The 16,054-nt window shown below is 65.5% G+C and carries 15 protein-coding genes; 5 read left to right on the forward strand and 10 right to left on the reverse strand.

Going from position 1 to position 16,054, the window contains the following annotated elements; all coding sequences use genetic code 11:
• Positions 1–285: 285 nt before the first annotated feature.
• From aspS to AC6LKG_RS07485, 10 genes are all read right to left on the reverse strand, one after another.
• On the reverse strand, positions 286–2,073 hold the full coding sequence (gene aspS, locus AC6LKG_RS07440; RefSeq protein WP_498163739.1) for an aspartate--tRNA ligase: 1,788 nt from the start codon (positions 2,071–2,073) through the stop codon (positions 286–288).
• A 40-nt stretch (positions 2,074–2,113) separates the two neighbouring features.
• A complete protein-coding gene (locus tag AC6LKG_RS07445) occupies positions 2,114–2,776 on the reverse strand; it encodes a DUF502 domain-containing protein (protein WP_498163789.1) in 663 nt (220 codons plus the stop codon).
• 17 nt (positions 2,777–2,793) lie between these two features.
• Positions 2,794–3,123: an FmdB family zinc ribbon protein gene (locus AC6LKG_RS07450; RefSeq protein WP_498163740.1), complete on the reverse strand. Its 330-nt coding sequence runs from the start codon at positions 3,121–3,123 to the stop codon at positions 2,794–2,796.
• Positions 3,124–3,371: 248 nt separating this feature from the next.
• A complete protein-coding gene (locus tag AC6LKG_RS07455; protein ID WP_498163741.1) occupies positions 3,372–4,655 on the reverse strand; it encodes a putative Na+/H+ antiporter in 1,284 nt (427 codons plus the stop codon).
• 122 nt (positions 4,656–4,777) lie between these two features.
• Positions 4,778–5,674 (reverse strand): DUF6999 family protein, encoded by an 897-nt coding sequence (locus AC6LKG_RS07460; protein ID WP_498163742.1) that lies wholly within the window; start codon positions 5,672–5,674, stop codon positions 4,778–4,780.
• Positions 5,671–7,602, reverse strand: coding sequence for an iron-containing redox enzyme family protein (locus tag AC6LKG_RS07465; protein WP_498163743.1), 1,932 nt, complete (start codon positions 7,600–7,602; stop codon positions 5,671–5,673). Before AC6LKG_RS07465 ends, AC6LKG_RS07460 begins: the two co-directional genes overlap by 4 nt.
• Positions 7,603–7,637: 35 nt before the next feature.
• Positions 7,638–8,546: a fatty acid desaturase family protein gene (locus tag AC6LKG_RS07470; protein ID WP_498163744.1), complete on the reverse strand. Its 909-nt coding sequence runs from the start codon at positions 8,544–8,546 to the stop codon at positions 7,638–7,640.
• Complete coding sequence (locus AC6LKG_RS07475; RefSeq protein WP_498163745.1) at positions 8,530–9,306, reverse strand: sterol desaturase family protein; 777 nt, start codon at positions 9,304–9,306, stop codon at positions 8,530–8,532. Before AC6LKG_RS07475 ends, AC6LKG_RS07470 begins: the two co-directional genes overlap by 17 nt.
• A gap of 124 nt (positions 9,307–9,430) precedes the next feature.
• A complete protein-coding gene (gene dapA / locus AC6LKG_RS07480; RefSeq protein WP_498163746.1) occupies positions 9,431–10,324 on the reverse strand; it encodes a 4-hydroxy-tetrahydrodipicolinate synthase in 894 nt (297 codons plus the stop codon).
• Between the two features lie 307 nt (positions 10,325–10,631).
• The gene (locus tag AC6LKG_RS07485) at positions 10,632–11,117 is read right to left on the reverse strand and encodes a GAF domain-containing protein (protein WP_498163747.1); all 486 of its coding nucleotides are present in this window, start codon (positions 11,115–11,117) and stop codon (positions 10,632–10,634) included.
• Positions 11,118–11,285: 168 nt separating this feature from the next.
• Here AC6LKG_RS07485 and AC6LKG_RS07490 point away from each other — a divergent pair, with 168 nt between their 5' ends.
• From AC6LKG_RS07490 to AC6LKG_RS07510, 5 genes are all read left to right on the forward strand, one after another.
• A complete protein-coding gene (locus tag AC6LKG_RS07490) occupies positions 11,286–12,488 on the forward strand; it encodes an aminotransferase-like domain-containing protein (RefSeq protein ID WP_498163748.1) in 1,203 nt (400 codons plus the stop codon).
• Between the two features lie 100 nt (positions 12,489–12,588).
• Positions 12,589–13,515 carry a 4-hydroxybenzoate octaprenyltransferase gene (ubiA, locus tag AC6LKG_RS07495; RefSeq protein WP_498163749.1) on the forward strand — a complete coding sequence of 309 codons (927 nt, stop codon included), beginning with the start codon at positions 12,589–12,591 and terminating at the stop codon, positions 13,513–13,515.
• A 71-nt stretch (positions 13,516–13,586) separates the two neighbouring features.
• On the forward strand, positions 13,587–13,997 hold the full coding sequence (locus AC6LKG_RS07500) for a DUF1090 domain-containing protein (RefSeq protein WP_498163750.1): 411 nt from the start codon (positions 13,587–13,589) through the stop codon (positions 13,995–13,997).
• Positions 13,998–14,337: 340 nt separating this feature from the next.
• Entirely contained in the window at positions 14,338–14,733 is a 396-nt protein-coding gene (locus tag AC6LKG_RS07505; protein WP_498163751.1) for a DUF4148 domain-containing protein, read from the forward strand.
• 201 nt (positions 14,734–14,934) lie between these two features.
• The gene (locus AC6LKG_RS07510; protein ID WP_498163752.1) at positions 14,935–16,053 is read left to right on the forward strand and encodes a saccharopine dehydrogenase family protein; all 1,119 of its coding nucleotides are present in this window, start codon (positions 14,935–14,937) and stop codon (positions 16,051–16,053) included.
• The last annotated feature ends 1 nt before the right edge of the window (position 16,054 follow it).

Below are 16,054 nucleotides of genomic sequence, written 5' to 3' on the forward strand. Positions count from 1 at the left end.
AAAAGCGGAATTGCGGCAAGCACCGCCAACGCAGACGGCGTTTTTCAGATTACTCCAATTCCGTGCAACCTACCCACCTCGGGGACACCCTGAAACGGTATCGGCCAAGCCCGTTGACGCCAGCGCGCCATATCCGGGAAGGCCTCACCAAGCCAGCGGCGAACCCGAAGACCAAGCCACCAGCCCGAGACACCGCCCCAAGCCGGGCCGCCGGGGTCCGGCTGCGCCGGTCCCGCAAGGCGCCCCCCCTTTGAAGGGAAGCGCCGCGGGCGTCCGGGGGGTGGGCTACTTCACTTCGGTGTTGCGCAGGCGGATATGCAGTTCGCGCAGTTGCTTCTCGTCAACCTCGGACGGCGCTTGCGTCAGCAGGCATTGGGCGCGCTGGGTCTTGGGGAAGGCGATCACGTCGCGGATCGATTCGGCGCCGGTCATCATCGTGACGATGCGGTCCAGGCCGAAGGCGATGCCGCCATGCGGCGGCGCACCGTATTGCAGCGCATCCAGCAGGAAGCCGAACTTCTCGCGGGCTTCCTCGGCGCCGATCTTGAGCGCGCGGAACACCTTGCTCTGCACTTCCTCGCGGTGGATACGGACCGAGCCGCCGCCGATTTCCCAGCCGTTGAGCACCATGTCGTAGGCCTTGGCGAACGCCTTGCTGGGATCGGATTCCAGGAAGTCTTCGTGGCCATCCTTGGGGCTGGTGAAGGGATGGTGGGCAGCGGTGTAGCGGCCATCTTCCTCGTCGTATTCGAACATCGGGAAATCCACCACCCACAGCGGCATCCAGCCGGAGGAGGACAGGCCGGCCTTCTTGCCGAACTCGCTGTGGCCGATCTTCACGCGCAGCGCGCCGATGGCGTCGTTGACGACCTTCTCGCGGTCGGCGCCGAAGAAGATGATGTCGCCGTCCTGCGCGCCGGTGCGCTTGACCAGTTCGGCCAGGGCGGCGTCATGCAGGTTCTTGACGATGGGCGATTGCAGGCCGTCGCGGCCCTTGGCCACTTCGTTGACCTTGATGTAGGCCAGGCCCTTGGCGCCGTAGATGCCGACGAACTGGGTGTAGGCGTCGATCTCGCTGCGCGACAGCTCGGCGCCGCCGGGCACGCGCAAGGCGACCACGCGGCTGCCGGGCGCCGTGGCGGCGGCGGCGAACACCTTGAAGTCCACGTCGCGCATGACGTCGGTCATGTCGGTGAATTCCAGGTTCACGCGCAGGTCCGGCTTGTCCGACCCATAGCGGCGCATGGCTTCGGTCCAGGTCATGATCGGGAACGGCGTCGGCAGATCGACGTCCTGCACCACCTTGAACACATGGCGGATCATGTTCTCGAAGATTTCACGGATCTCGAACTCGTCCAGGAACGAGGTTTCGCAGTCGATCTGGGTGAATTCGGGCTGGCGGTCGGCGCGCAGGTCTTCGTCGCGGAAGCACTTGGTGATCTGGTAGTAGCGGTCGAAACCGGAAACCATCAGCATCTGCTTGAACAACTGCGGCGATTGCGGCAGCGCGAAGAAGTGGCCGGCGTTCACCCGCGAGGGCACCAGGTAGTCGCGCGCGCCTTCCGGCGTGCTCTTGGTCAGCATCGGGGTTTCGATGTCGATGAAGCCCAATTGGTCCAGGAACTTGCGCACTTCGATGGACACGCGGTAGCGCAGCATCAGGTTGCGCTGCATCTGGGGACGGCGCAGGTCCAGCACACGATGCGTCAGTCGGGTGGTTTCCGACAGGTTGTCATCGTCCAACTGGAACGGCGGGGTGACCGACGCGTTCAGGATCTCGACTTCCTTGCACAGCACTTCGACTTCGCCCGAGGCCAGCTCGGTGTTGGCGGTGCCCGCCGGACGTTCGCGCACCAGGCCGGTGACGCGGATGCAGAATTCGTTGCGCAGGCGCTCGGCGGTGGCGAAGGCGGCGTTATCCGGATCGAACACGATCTGCGCCAGGCCCGCGCGGTCGCGCAAGTCGATGAAGATGACCCCGCCGTGGTCGCGGCGGCGGTTCACCCAGCCATACAGGGTGACGGTCTGGCCGAGATGGTCGCGGCAAACCTGGCCGGTGTAGCAGGTACGCATCGGGATAACTCCGTTGTGTGCTTGGTAGTAGCGTAAAAGGTTACAGGTCGACGCCGGGCGCGCGCTGCGCGTCAGGCGTCGGAGAGAGCGGCGCCGGCCGGGCGCCCGGCACGGCCGGACCCGGGGCGACGACGCCCATGGAAACGATGTACTTCAGGGCCGCGTCCACGCTCATCTGCAGGTCCACCGTGTCGGCACGGGGCACCATCAGGAAGAAGCCGGACGTGGGATTCGGCGTGGTCGGCACGTACACGCTGATGTGGTCCCCGGGCAGGCGCTCGGCCACCTCGCCACTGGGCGTACCGGTGACGAACGCGATGGTCCAACTGCCCGCGCGCGGATACTGCACCAGCACCGCGCGGCGAAACGCCTGGCCGTTGGGCGCCAGCACGGTATCGCTGACCTGCTTGACCGAGTTGTAGATCGAGCGCACCAGAGGGATGCGGCCCAGCAGGTTTTCCCACTGGTCCACCATGGTACGGCCGATCAGGTTGGCCGCGAATATGCCCGTCAACAGCACCACCACGATGACCAGGACGAAGCGGAAGCCGGGAATGTCGACGCCGAATAACGATTCGGACGACAGGAAGCCAGGCACGAACCCTTCGAGGGTCGCGACCAGCAGCCCCAGCACCCACACCGTGATGACCAGGGGAACCCAGATCAGCAGGCCGGTGATGAAGTACTTCTTGATGACGCGCATACGCATCGGGCGCGTGCTCAGGAGGCGGCCGATCCCGCGGCGGGCGATCCCGCGGCGGACGCGGGCGCGCTGGCCGCTGCCGGCGCACTGGCCGCCGGCGCGGCGCTTTCAGCGGGCGTCGACGACGGAGCGCTGGCGCCGGTGGCCTGCTGGCCGCCACCGCCGTTGCCACGGAAATCGGTGACGTACCAGCCAGAGCCCTTGAGCTGGAAGCCAGCCGCGGTCACTTGCTTGGAAAACGTACTCTGGCCGCATTCGGGACAAACCGAAAGCGGCGCGTCGGAAATCTTCTGCAGGACGTCTTTGGCGTGGCCGCAGGCACTGCACTTGTATGCGTAGATGGGCATCGAGGGCTCCCAGGCGCGGGCCCGGAGTATCAATGACCGTCGGCCGGACGCAGCGCAAGGCCAGGGGCGCGAGGGGCCTTCCAAAGGAAGGTCCCGGCGCCGGGACTGGCTCCGGTCCGGACAACGGGCGGGCAAGGCCGGAAAAATACGGGAAAGTCTTGAATTTTAGCGGTTTTTCGTGAAGGGCCGGCGACACCCCCGCGGCGGGCAGCCCAAGCGGCCCGCCGGGCGCCTGCCCCCCCACCCCGTCAAAGGGGCAGCAGGAACATCAGGGCGGCAACCAGGGTCGGCCCCAGAGCGGACAGAAACAGCCGTCCGGACGAAATACTGCCGTCCGGAAAGTGGTTCTTCAGGATGGCGAAGCCCGCCGGGTTGGGCGCGTTGGCAATCACCGTCAGGCCGCCCCCCGTTACCGCGCCGGCCACCAGCATGTAGCGCCAGGCCTCGTTGGTCCCTTCCACCAGCGAACCCAGGTAGGTCAACGCGGCATTGTCGGTAATCGCCGTCAGGGCGGTCGCGCCCCAGAACAGCACGAACGGCTCTAGCCCGCCCAGCAGGTCCTGCAACCACCATTTCTGCAGGCCGCCCAGCACCACCAGGCCCGCCAGGAAGAACCCGACCATCAGCCCCTCCTTGATCAGCAGGCGGTTCTGGTGGCGCTTGTAGGCCTCGGCGAAGCCAATGAACATCATCAGCAGGCCCAGGAAGATCGCCGGGTGATGCGCCGTCAGCACCACGGCCACCAGGAACACCAGGTGAACCAGCATGACCCATGCGGGCACCGGCGGACGCTTGTCCTTGCCTTCGGGCGCGTCCACGCCGCCGCCAGTGCCCACGGAACGCTCCAGCAACGCCTTGCGGCATACAAAGGTCAGCAGGGCCGCGTTCAGGCATACCGCGATCGCGGCGCGCCAACCGAAATGCTGCACCATGAAGGCCGAATCCCAGCCGAAAGTGGAGGCCACCATCAATACCGGCGGCGCGGCGTAAGAACTCAGCACGCCGCCGATCGAGACGTTGACGAACAGTACGCCGAGGGTCAGGTACTTGAAGCCGGCGCGCCCACTGCTGCGGAAGTAGGCGTCGCGCAGCAGGATCGCCGCCAGCGTCATGGCCGCCGGTTCGGTGATGAACGAGCCGCCCAGCGGCACCAGCGACATCACCACGAAGAATGTCGCCAGTTCGCGCGGCAAGGGCAGCACGCGCGCCGTGGCACGCACCAGCAATCCCACCAGTTCCAGGACCGGCCGGCTGGCCGCCACCACCATGATGGTGAACACGAACAGCGGCTCGGTGAAGTTGCGCGTGTCCATGTAGCCAATGGCCGAAGCAGGCCCGGACAACGCCGCCATCGCCACGATCAGGGCGAACGCCCACACACCGAACACGGCCTCGACTTCGGCGAGCAGGTGCCAGAAACCGGCATGGGGCCCGCCGCGATGGGCCAGGCGTGCAAACGCGGGAACGGAAAAGGTGTGCAGCACCGCCACACCGAACAGGACGGTGGCGATGACTTCTATGGGCTGGGGCATCGAAAGCGCTTCCGGAATGAGGACCCGGGCCGTGCGTGGCCCGGAATCGTCGAACAAGGGTCGCACTATAGCGTAGCGGGCCAGGCCTCCCTACAGGGACAACACCAGGATTCGCCCGTTTTTCAGGCGATCGGCGCGGGCGGCTCGGCCCCTTCCTGCGCGGCCCGCATCTCCATCAGCAGGCTGTGCAGCATCTCGGTCGACAGGCCATGCAGCACCAGCCTATAACCGGCGCGCAGGGTCGACATCGGCACCAACGGGTGATTGTTGTTGACCAGGATAAGATGCTGCGGCGCGCCCAGCAGTTTGGCCGCGTAGATGCCGATGGTTTCGTCCAACTGCAGCGAATTGGCCGCGCGCCAGAAGTCGTTGTCGGTCAGCATCAGCTGGTAGAGCGGCGTGAACAGCTCGATGGCGCTCTGCAGGTCGAGGAAATTCAGCTTGCCATGCGGCATGTCCTCGAGCTTGAGACCCGGGTCGCGGATCATCGAAAAGTCCACGCGCTCGGGCGCATGCATCTCCACGCCGGCGTCGCGCAAGGCCTGATTCAGCCGGATCACGAAGTTGAACAGGTTCAGGTCGTGCTTGACGAACAGTTCGTCCTTGAGATCGTCGATCTCCATCGGTTCGAGCGGCGTGGTGCTGATGCGCACCGGCGAGTTGGCCGCGATGAACGCCAGGATCTGCGCGCCCAGGTGGAAATGCCGCAGGATCAGCCAGTTGGCCTCTGGCGAGACGAAGCGCTTCAGGCCCCACGCCAGGATGCGATGCAGCAGCCGCGAATGCGACCAGCGGCGCGGCAGGAAGGTCTTGATGACCTGGATCAGGATGATGCAGGCGCGCGCCAACGGCCGCAGGAACGGCAGCAGGTACTGGCGCGAGCCGCAGCTCGAATCGGTCAGCCAGGCCTTCTTGACCTTGTCCGGCAGCGGCGTGCTGCGATCCAGGTACAGCGCCAGCCAGGGGCTGGGGTCGGCGGGATCATGCCCCTGGGCAAGGAATTCCGGTTCCTTGTTCATGCGGCGTCGTCCTCCATCACGTGATGAAACTGCATCAGGTACAGCGCGGCCGTGCGGCGCGCGGTGTCGACGATGCGCTGCTCGGCGCGGCCATCCTCGTCGCAGTCCAGCGCCAGTTCCACCGCCGTCAACCAGCGCGCCAGGTGGTTCTCGTCGTTGTGGCCATGGTATTCCAGGAAGCGGAAGGCGTCCGGCGGCAGCTTCAGGCTGGCCTTGAGCAGCGGCAGCAGGGCCGGCACGATGCGCTGGCCGGTGCCCTCGATAATGTAGATGGCGCCCAGGAGGCCGATCGGGTCGCGCGTGGCGGCCAGGCTGTGCAGATAGGCGTTGAGCGCTTCGCCGCCGGGGTTGCGGCGCAGCGCGTCGATGTTGTCGATAGCGCCGCCGGCCGTGCGGTAATCCTGGAACAGGATCTGGAAATCGTTCTGCTCTTCGCCGGCATGCATGTCGATCAGCGCGGCCAGCGGTTGGTACTGCTCGGTCAGCGAGGCCGCGCCTTCGCGCATCCACTTGCTGCCCTCGCGCACCTGCGGAATCCAGTTCTCCATCCAGTTCAGGTAGTCGGCGGTCTCGAAGCGGCGGTTGCGCAGGCGCCGCACCACCGGCGTGCGCCAGACGCGCGAGCGATAGTCGTGCCAGATCGCCGCCAGTTCGGTCAGCAACTGGCCCAGGCCCTGCGGCGCCATGTCCGGATCGTGCGGCGGCGCGATGGCGTCGGCATCGGCGCTATGGGCGTCCCCGCGCCCGGCCGCGGCCGGCGTGGCGCCCGCGGTCACCGACGGCGCGGCGTCATGCGCGGCCTCGGCCTCCAGCAGCATGTAGGCCGCCATGAAGCGGCCCGACTCGGGGATGTAGCAGAAGATCTGTTCGCCCGGCTTGATCTCGCGCGTTTCCAGGAACTCGGCCAGCATGATCAGGATCGACGCCGCGCCGGTGTTGCCGCGCCAGGCCAGGTTGCTGAACCAGCGCTCTCGCGGGATCACCAGGCCGGCCTTCTCCATCAGGTCCTCGACCACCGGAATGAATTTCTCGGACGAGTAATGGCACAGGAAATGGTCGACCTGGTCCGGATCCAGCCAACCGTCGCGCACCAGCTTGGCGTACTCATGGATACCGATGTCGAACAGGTGCGGCAGCAGGCGGATGTCCTGGCGCAGCGACAGCGCGCCATCGGCCTCGGCCTCGTTCCACGACGGGTAGTCCAGGTGGCCCTTCTGGCGGTCGGCCGACAGGCCCAGTTGCATGCACACCGGATAGTCGCCCGAGAACGAGCGCTGGTGCACCCACTTCAGGCGCAGCCGCACGCCCTGGGACGCGCCCGGCAGCGGCCGGCCGCCGCGTCCCAGCAGCAGCGCGCCGGCGCCATCGGACAGCATCCAGCGCAGGAAATGCGCGTCGAAGTCGGCGTCGTAGCCGCGCGCGGCAAAGCGCGAACGCTTGAACAGGCGTGACGGCAGCTCGGCCGCCACCGCCAGCGCGCTGGCATGGCCGCCCATCTCGACGCCCTGCGCCGCCACCTGGATCGCCGACACGCCCGCCGCGCAGATGCCGTGCACCGACAGCGTCTCCATCGGATGCGCGGCCAGCTCGCCCTGGATCATGTTGGCAAAGCCCGGCATCAGCGCATCGCCGCCGGACGAGCCGCTGGTCAACAGCGACACATCCGCCAGGTCGCCGTCGTTGCGCCGCAGACAGTCGCGGATGGCGTTGGCGGCCAGTTGCGCGTTGGTGAAGACGGTGCCGCCCTCGGCATCGATCGCGTAGTAGCGCTGCTTGATGCCGTTCTCGGCCAGGATGCGGCTCTTGATACGGCTGGACATGCGGTTCAGCGGGGCGATGTAGCTGTCCATGGCCTCGTTGGACACGGGTTCGCCCGGCATGAAATAGCCGGCGCTTTCCAGGTAGACACGATTGAACGCGATAGGCATGGCGGGTCTCCAGTGGCAGGTATGGGGTGGCGGCGCTAGCGCACGTGCTCGGGCGCCATGCACGAGCGGCTGCGAAAGCGCGGCAGGAAGGTGCCCAGCACGAACACGCGGAACATGTAGGGCGTCAGGCCGCCCTCGTTCAGCGCGGGCGTCACGCGGGCCCGGTAATGGTCGCGATGCAAGCGGGTCAACTCGGCCCAGTGCGCGCGCGGATTCTCGTGGTGCGCGGTGTGCAGGCCGATGTTGAACAGCAGCGGATTGACCAGTCCTTCGAAGTTGCGGGCGTAGTTCAGGCCGGCGACGGCGCGCGGTCCGCCGTCGGCGTGCGCGTGCTGCAGGTAGTTGGTGGCCAGCAGCCAGTGCAGGCCGTGCAGTTGCGGAATGATGACGAACACCAGCGCCTTGACCGGATTGATGGCCAGCAGACCGCCCCACAGCCCCAGCCAGGCGCCGTACTGGCACATGCAGTAGCGCCACGCGCCCGGCCAGTGCCGGCGCAGCCGTCCCAGCCAGGCGAAAAACAGCGGATACAGCACCCACACGGCCTGCAGCGGATGGATCAGGTAGCCCCAAAGATGATTGGTGTCGCCGCCGAAGCGATAGGTGCGCGCCGCATCGCGCACGCCATGCCTGTAGCGATGATGGTTGGCCACGTGCGCCGGGTAGAACACGAAGGTCGGATGCCCCTGCAGCAGCGTGACCCAGAAATCGGTGGCGCGATTGGCCCAGCGGCCATGCCACATGCGGATGTGCGTGTGGTTGTGGTGGATCACGCCGATGCCCAGCGTCAGGAACAGCATCAGCGCGTACAGCGGCCACCAGAAGCCGTGCAGCCACTGCCACGCCGCCAGGACAGGCAACGCGGCCAGGTAGGCCAGGCTCTGCCAATCGCGCCGGTTGCGCAGCGCGGGCAGCCGGCGCGTCTTGCTAAGCCCGTCCGCCAAGCGATTCTCGCTGCCGGAAAGCTTCCAGCTGGGGCGCGGCCGCCTCGGCCTTCAGCCGGGTGCGGAACAGGCGGTCCATGAACGTGAACTGGAAACCAAAATTGCCGTTGTAGCAGGCGTGGTGCAGGTGATGCCGGCGGCTGGCGGCGAACCAGTGCGCATACGACACGTTGGGAAAGAAGTCGTAGTTGGCGTGGCCGATGCAGTTGAAGAACAGGCTGAACAGCGGCACCGACGCCAGCGACCAGAAGCTGAAATCATGCAGCACCATCGGCAGCATGATTACGTTGCCCAGCATCAGCGCCTCGATCGGATGGAAGCTGTAGGTCGAGAACGGCGTGGTCACCACCGAGCGGTGGTGCGGCAAGTGGAAGCGGCGCAGCAGCTTGGTGTGCAGCAGCCGGTGGTTGATCCAGAAATGCACGTCGTTCCAGGCCACCAGCGCCAGGATCTCCAGCGTGATCTGTTGCCAGCCAGCATCCGGATCCAGGTGGGCCCAGCCCAATTGCAGCAGGCCCCAGGGAAAGATCATGCCGGTGCCGAACAGCAGGATCGACACGCCCGACTGGGTGAATTCACGGCGCAACTGGCCCGGCGCCAGCGGCCGTGGATCGAGCGGCCGGCCGATGCCCAGCGCCGGCAGGATGTGGTGGGTCAGCAGCCAGGTGACCACGCCGAAGAGCAGGTAGATGCCACCGAAGAACAGCAGGCCCGCCAGCATGACCTGCCAGGCGGACAACGCGACAAAAGCTTGGGCCATGAACGTTTTGTTTCACCCCGGAGAATGGCCGCATCATAAGCAATCCGTCAGCCGCGCGGGGAGACATTTATTACCAAATGAATCCGGGCGCCACAAAGCTGCGGACCACGCGGGCAATTTCCCGCTATTGGCAGGGAAACTGCCGGTTCAGACCCGCTACCGCCGCGTCCATGCGCTGCGCCAGGGCCGCGCTGGCCGCCGGCATGGGCTCGCGCAGCTCGTCGCTCAGCAGCCCCTGGCGTCCCAGTTGCGCCTTCACCGGCCCCGGGTTGGGTTCGGCGAATGCCAGTTGGATCACCGGTGCCAGCGCCTGGAACAGCTTGCGCGCCAGGTCGAGCTGCTGCGCCCGCACCGCCTGGTACATGGCCACGAACAGATCGGGGCGAATGTGCGCGGCCGCCGCGATCAGGCCGCTGCCCCCCAGGCACAGCAGCGACAGCGATTGCAGGTCTTCGCCCGCCAGCACGTTCATGTTGCCGTCGGCGATCAGCGCCAGGGTCTTGTCGAGCGAACCGCCGCAGTCCTTGATCGCGGCGATGTTCGGATGCGCGGCCAGCGATAAGAGGGTCGAGGTTTCCAGCGTCGTCCCTGTACGGTACGGAATGTCGTACAGCACCAGGGGAAAGCGCGAGGCATCGGCCAGGCTGCGGAAGTAAGCGGCGGCGCCGTCCTGGCCAGGGCGAACGTAATAGGGTGCCGGCGCCAGGATGCCGGCCAACGGACGGGTGCCGAACGCGGCAAGGCGCTGCAGCACGTGACCTTGGTGGTTGCCCGCCAGGCCCATCACCACCGGCAGGGCGCCCGCCTCATTCAGCACGGCGTCCAGCACCGCCAGTTGCTCGGCGTCATCGAGCGCCGCGGCTTCGCCGGTGCTGCCGCACACGACCAGCCCGTCGACACCCGCCGCCGCGAAATGGCGCACGAGGCGGCGCAAGGCCCCGCCATCGACGGCGCCGCCGGAAAACGGCGTCACCAGGGGGATCCAGACGCCTTGGAACGGGGATTGATGAGTTTGCATGAACACTCCTTCGGTGTAAGCGGACCGCGGTTGGACCGTACAGAAGTGCTCGGGATACTGGGGGTGCGCGCGAAGGCGCCATGGCGCCGCCGTGAGGCCGCTGTTCCGTCGCCCATCTGACGGAACAGCATGCTCCGGTCAGATGAGCGGCTGTTTTTTGGATTTCAGGCCGGCGCGAACCGTCGCCACGCCAAGGGCGCGGAACAGGAAAGCGGACGAGATGGCCTGAGCAATCATGAATGGAATAAAGGGTTGAAACCGGCCGCAAACGACCGACGCGCAAATCTACCGGGCCGCCGCCGCCCTGTCAACGCAGGCTGGCCAGGAAGACCGCGCACAGCGCTTCCATGCCCTGGCGATCGTCTTCGTCGAAACGGTCCGGCACCGGGCTGTCCACGTCCCACACGCCGATCAACTCGCCCTGGTGCACCAGCGGCACCACGATCTCGGAACGCGAAGCCGCGTCGCAGGCGATGTGGCCCGGGAACGCATGCACGTCCGGCACCAACTGCGTCTGGCGCTGGCTGGCGGCCGCGCCGCACACGCCGCGATTGAGCGGAATGCGCACGCAGGCCGGCTTGCCCTGGAACGGTCCCAGTACCAGTTCCGTGCCGTCGAAGAAATAAAACCCGGCCCAATTGAGGTCGGGCAGCGCCTGATAGGCCAGCGCGCTCAGGTTGGCGGCATTGGCGATGCGGTCGTGCTCGCCATCCAACAGGGCGCGGGCCTGCTTGGCCAGTTCGGCGTACAGCGCGGCCTTGGAGTCGGCGGTGATCGGGGCGGCTTCAAACATATATCTAAATGTAACTGTACAGGCGATTATCGATGCAAGTGATTTTAGGGGCGGGCCACGATAAAGGGGCCGCCTTGCTACGCTGTGGGACAATAGTTTACGCAGTAACGTCTTTACCGCCCCCGTTGCATCCCCCCGTCACCCCCCTTCTTGATTAAGAAGCAAGCCATGGACAAGCCTCTCGAACCGACGTTCGCCTTTTCCGAACGCGCCCAGCAACTCACCAGCTCCGCCATCCGCGAGATCCTCAAGGTCACCGAGCGCCCCGAAGTCATTTCGTTCGCAGGCGGCCTGCCGGCGCCCGGCGGCTTCCCGGTGGAAGTAGTGCGTGCGGCATTCGACAAGGTACTGTCCACCAACGGCCGCGCGGCCCTGCAATATGGCCCTACCGAAGGCTACGCGCCGCTGCGCCAATGGGTCGCCGACGACCTGAACCGCGCTGGCGCCAACATCGCCGCCGACCAGGTCCTGATCGTGTCCGGCTCGCAGCAGGCGCTGGACCTGCTGGGCAAGGTGCTGATCGACAAGGACAGCAAGGTGCTGGTCGAAGACCCCAGCTACCTCGGCGCGCTGCAATCGTTCAGCCTGTACCAGCCCAAGTTCGTGCCGGTGCCCACCGACGACGGCGGCCTGATCCCCGAGTCCATCACCCCCGAACTGGCCGCCGGCGCCCGCTTCCTGTACGCGCTGCCCAATTTCCAGAATCCCACCGGCCGCACCCTCAGCCTGGAACGCCGCATCGCGCTGGTCAAGCGCGCCGCCGAGCTGGGCCTGACCATCATCGAGGACGATCCCTACGGTGAGCTGCGCTACGCCGGCGAACCACAACCGGGCCTGATCGCGCTGGCCGCCGAATACGGCGCCAACGTCGTGCGCCTGGGCACGTTCTCCAAGGTGCTGGCCCCCGGCCTGCGCCTGGGATACATCGCCGCCGCCCGCCCGCTGATCAACAAGCTGGTGCAGGCCAAGCAGGCCACCGACCTGCACACGCCCACGCTGACGCAGATGGCCGTGTACGAGATCGTCAAGGACGGCTTCCTCGAAGAGCATCTGCCCAAAGTGCGCGAAATCTATCGCGCCCAGGGCAGCTGCATGCTGGAAGCCATCACCCGCGAATTCCCGTCCACCGTCAGCTGGACCAAGCCCGAAGGCGGCATGTTCATCTGGCTCACGCTGCCCGAGCACATCGACAGCACCAAGCTGCTGGAAAAGGCCATCGCCCAGAACGTCGCGTTCGTGCCGGGCGCGCCGTTCTACTGCGGCGCCGGTCGCGCCAACACGCTGCGCCTGAGCTTCGCCACCGTGCCGGAAGACAAGATCCGCACCGGCATCGCCATCCTGGGCAAGCTGCTCAAGGAATACACGGCCTGAAAACCGGGTCCTGACCACGCTTGACGGTCCCACGGCCGGGCGCGATGCCCGGCCGTTGTTTTATGCTGTCGGCTTTCCTCCCTTTTCTTTCGCCGTGACAGTGAGCGCTCCGCAATCCTCTCCCGTCGACCTCAGCGACATTGTTTTCACCGACTGGGTCGAACGTTGGCTGCCCAAATCCTGGCGGCCCTACGCCCGGCTGTGCCGGCTCGACCGCCCCATCGGCACCTGGCTGACACTGCTGCCCTGTATCGCCGCGCTGGTCCAGGCTGCCGGCGGCCTGCCCGACCTGCAACGCCTGGTGGTGTTCTCGCTGGGCGCGCTGCTGATGCGCGGCATCGGCTGCACCGTCAACGACATGTGCGATCGCAACTTCGACAAACACGTCGAACGCACCCGCTTCCGTCCGCTGACCAGCGGGCAGCTCAGCATGCGTAATGCGGTCTGGTTTTTGATCGGCCAATTAGTGGTTTGCGGGTCCCTTTTGTTCTTCCTGAATGGCATGAGTCGCTGGCTCGCCGTGGCCGTCCTGCCGTTCGTTTTCATCTATCCGCTGTGCAAGCGCGTCACCTACTGGCCGCAGGTGGTGCTGGGCATCTGCTTCAATTGGGGCATGCTGATGGCCTGGTCGGATACGCAGAACCATGTGCCCCTGGCGGCCATCGCGATGTGGTTCGGCGCGGTGCTGTGGCAGGTGGGTTACGACAGCATCTATGCCTACGTCGATGTGCGCGATGACCGCAGCCTGGGCCTGCATTCCACGGCCATGCGCTTCGGCGACCAGGGCAAATTATGGATCGGCGGCTTCTATCTCGGCACCGTGATTTTGTGGGCCTGGGGCGGCTTTGCCATCGGTATGTCATGGGCTTATTACGTCGGCATGGCGGCGATCGCCGTGCACCTGGCGTGGCAGTTGAAAGTGTTCGACATCCAGCGTCCGGATCGCAATTTCATGCTGTTCCGAGCCAACCTTTGGCTGGGTGCGATCCTGGTCGCGGCGGCGCTTGCCGGCACCCTGATCGGCTGATCCGGCGCATTGCGGACGCGCCATGCTTGAGGGATGATGCCCGCTCCGAGACGTGTTTTACGGAGACCCGCATGTCCGCTTTGACCAAAACCCTGCTGGCCGCCACCGTGGCCAGCGCGTTGTCCGGCCTGCTGCCGGCATACGCCAACGACCACGCCGAATGCTCGGTGCAACGCGGTTGCGCCGCCAAGATCTGCCACCTCGAACGTGAGCTCATCTACGCGCGCGCTCACAACAACTCGCATCGCGTGGCGGGCTTGCAAAGAGCGCTGGCCGAGACCAGGGCGCATTGCACCGATAGTCGCCTGGAGGCCGAGCGCGAAGCCCATGTGCGCGACAAGCAGAACAAGGTGTTCAAACGCGAAGACGAACTCAAAGCAGCCCGAGCCAAGGGCAAGCAAGAAAAGATCGACAAGGCCCAGCGCAAGCTGGACGAAGCCCGCGCCGAATATAACGCCGCGCTGGCCGATCTGAATCGCTGACCCCCTACCGCCATTCGCGCCCCCCGGGGCCCAGCCCCGTGGGCGGCGCGTCCCGCCAGTCCCTCCCCCCTCCTCCGAGCCCCCGGATCATCGACTGAGCCGCGCGATGCGCGCCAACCACTACCTATTGCGTCATCAAATGGAAATATCGCCACCTATGGTGCCATTTGGTAAAGATCGAACCTATTAGTGGCGATTTTGGAAAGATGTTTTCAGAAAATAAGGGTTTATCCCAGGGTCATTTGAGCCCAGAATGCATCTCATCGGGACACAGCAAGCGATCCCCCGGCAATCAGGCCAGAGGTTCGGATCCCAAGCTCAAGACATATGGAGGTCTGCTATGAAAACCCTTGCTACCGCTTTGATGCTGTCCATGTCCGTTTTCGCCGCCGCTGGCGCCCAGGCCGCTGAAGCCAACCAAGGCCCGACGCGCGCCCAGGTCCAGGCCGAACTGCAACAGGCCAAGATTTCCGGCCAATACACCTTCGGCGAAGAAGGCTACCCCGCGGCCATCGCCTCGAAGTCGAGCCTGACTTCGCAGCAAGTGCAGGAACAACTGGCTCAAGCCAAGAACGCCGGTGAAGTCACCTTCGGCAACCTGGATTACCCGCCCGTTGCCCGCGCCGCCGAGACCACGTCGCTGAGCCGCAATCAGGTCAAGGCCGAACTGGCCCAGGCCAAGGCGGAAGGCCTGGTCACCTTCGGCAACATGGACTACCCCCCCATGGGTAGCTGATTGCGTGGCCTGGCGACAGGCCGGACAATCGCCCGCAAAGCCCTCCGGCCCGTCCGGAGGGTTTTCTTTTTGACGTTTCGACAATCAATTAAGTCATATCAACGATAGATATAGCCGTTACGACTATTTGGTATCTACAAATCGACAGCGCCCACGCATAGGATGAGGCCAACCCATCCCCCTCTATGCAGGAGCCGCAACATGTCCACCTCAACCAAGCCCGTCCTTCTCCTGGGCGCCGGAAAAATCGGTTTCGCCATCGCCCTGATGCTCGAACGCAGCGGCGACTATTCGGTTCTGGTTGCCGATCAGGATGCCGAACGGTTGCGCGCAGTCGCCGAATTGGGTTGCGATACCCGCCAGATTTCAGACGATGCGGCATTGGCCCGCTGCATCGAGGGCCGCTACGCGGTCGTCAATGCCCTGCCGTTCCATCGCGCCATCGCGGTCGCGCAGTTGTGCGCCCGCGCTGGCGTGCACTATTTTGATCTGACCGAAGACGTCGCCAGCACCCACGCGATCCAGGCGCTGGCCGACGATGCAGGTGCCGTGCTGATGCCGCAATGCGGCCTGGCCCCAGGCTTTATCGGCATCGTCGGCAATGCGCTGGCGCGGCGCTTCGATACGCTGCTGGACCTGCGCATGCGGGTGGGCGCGCTGCCGCGCTACCCATCCAACAGCCTGCGCTACAACCTGACCTGGAGCACGGAAGGGCTGATCAACGAATACTGCAATCCGTGCGAAGCCATCGTCGATGGCCAGTTGACCAGCGTGCCGGCGCTCGAGGGCTACGAAACCTTCGCACTGGATGGCGTCGAATACGAAGCCTTCAACACATCGGGCGGCCTGGGCACGCTGCCCGCCACCCTGCTGGGCCGCGCGCGCAATGTCGACTACAAGTCGGTGCGCTATCCAGGCCACTGCAACCTGATGAAGCTGCTGCTCAACGATCTGCGGCTGCGCGATCGCCGCGACCTGCTCAAGGACATTTTCGAGACCGCCATTCCCACTACCGAGCAGGACGTGATCGTCATCCAGGCCCAGGCCTCAGGCCACCGCCACGGCCGCCTGGAAGAAGAGTCGTATCCCATCCGCGTATTCGGCGCCGAGGTGGATGGCCACCGGCTCAGCGCCATCCAGTTGTCCACCGCTGCCGGCATCTGCGCAGCGCTGGATCTGGTCGCGCAGGGAATACTGCCGCAACGCGGCTTCCTCGGTCAGGAACAAATCGCCCTGGAAGCCCTGCTGGGCAACCGCTTCGGCCGCGTCTACGCCGGCAAGCCGCTCGCGCTGGCCAACGCCATGAGCGAAGACCGCTAAA

The sequence above is a fragment of the Achromobacter sp. 46006 genome (assembly GCF_059761975.1).

Bases quoted from the DNA above. Each gene is read 5' to 3' on its own strand.
- aspS (WP_498163739.1), bottom strand. From the start codon at position 2,073: ATGCGTACCTGCTACACCGGCCAGGTTTGCCGCGACCATCTCGGCCAG.
- AC6LKG_RS07445 (WP_498163789.1), bottom strand. From the start codon at position 2,776: ATGCGCGTCATCAAGAAGTACTTCATCACCGGCCTGCTGATCTGGGTT.
- AC6LKG_RS07450 (WP_498163740.1), bottom strand. From the start codon at position 3,123: ATGCCCATCTACGCATACAAGTGCAGTGCCTGCGGCCACGCCAAAGAC.
- AC6LKG_RS07455 (WP_498163741.1), bottom strand. From the start codon at position 4,655: ATGCCCCAGCCCATAGAAGTCATCGCCACCGTCCTGTTCGGTGTGGCG.
- AC6LKG_RS07460 (WP_498163742.1), bottom strand. From the start codon at position 5,674: ATGAACAAGGAACCGGAATTCCTTGCCCAGGGGCATGATCCCGCCGAC.
- AC6LKG_RS07465 (WP_498163743.1), bottom strand. From the start codon at position 7,602: ATGCCTATCGCGTTCAATCGTGTCTACCTGGAAAGCGCCGGCTATTTC.
- AC6LKG_RS07475 (WP_498163745.1), bottom strand. From the start codon at position 9,306: ATGGCCCAAGCTTTTGTCGCGTTGTCCGCCTGGCAGGTCATGCTGGCG.
- dapA (WP_498163746.1), bottom strand. From the start codon at position 10,324: ATGCAAACTCATCAATCCCCGTTCCAAGGCGTCTGGATCCCCCTGGTG.
- AC6LKG_RS07485 (WP_498163747.1), bottom strand. From the start codon at position 11,117: ATGTTTGAAGCCGCCCCGATCACCGCCGACTCCAAGGCCGCGCTGTAC.
- AC6LKG_RS07490 (WP_498163748.1), top strand. From the start codon at position 11,286: ATGGACAAGCCTCTCGAACCGACGTTCGCCTTTTCCGAACGCGCCCAG.
- AC6LKG_RS07500 (WP_498163750.1), top strand. From the start codon at position 13,587: ATGTCCGCTTTGACCAAAACCCTGCTGGCCGCCACCGTGGCCAGCGCG.
- AC6LKG_RS07505 (WP_498163751.1), top strand. From the start codon at position 14,338: ATGAAAACCCTTGCTACCGCTTTGATGCTGTCCATGTCCGTTTTCGCC.
- AC6LKG_RS07510 (WP_498163752.1), top strand. From the start codon at position 14,935: ATGTCCACCTCAACCAAGCCCGTCCTTCTCCTGGGCGCCGGAAAAATC.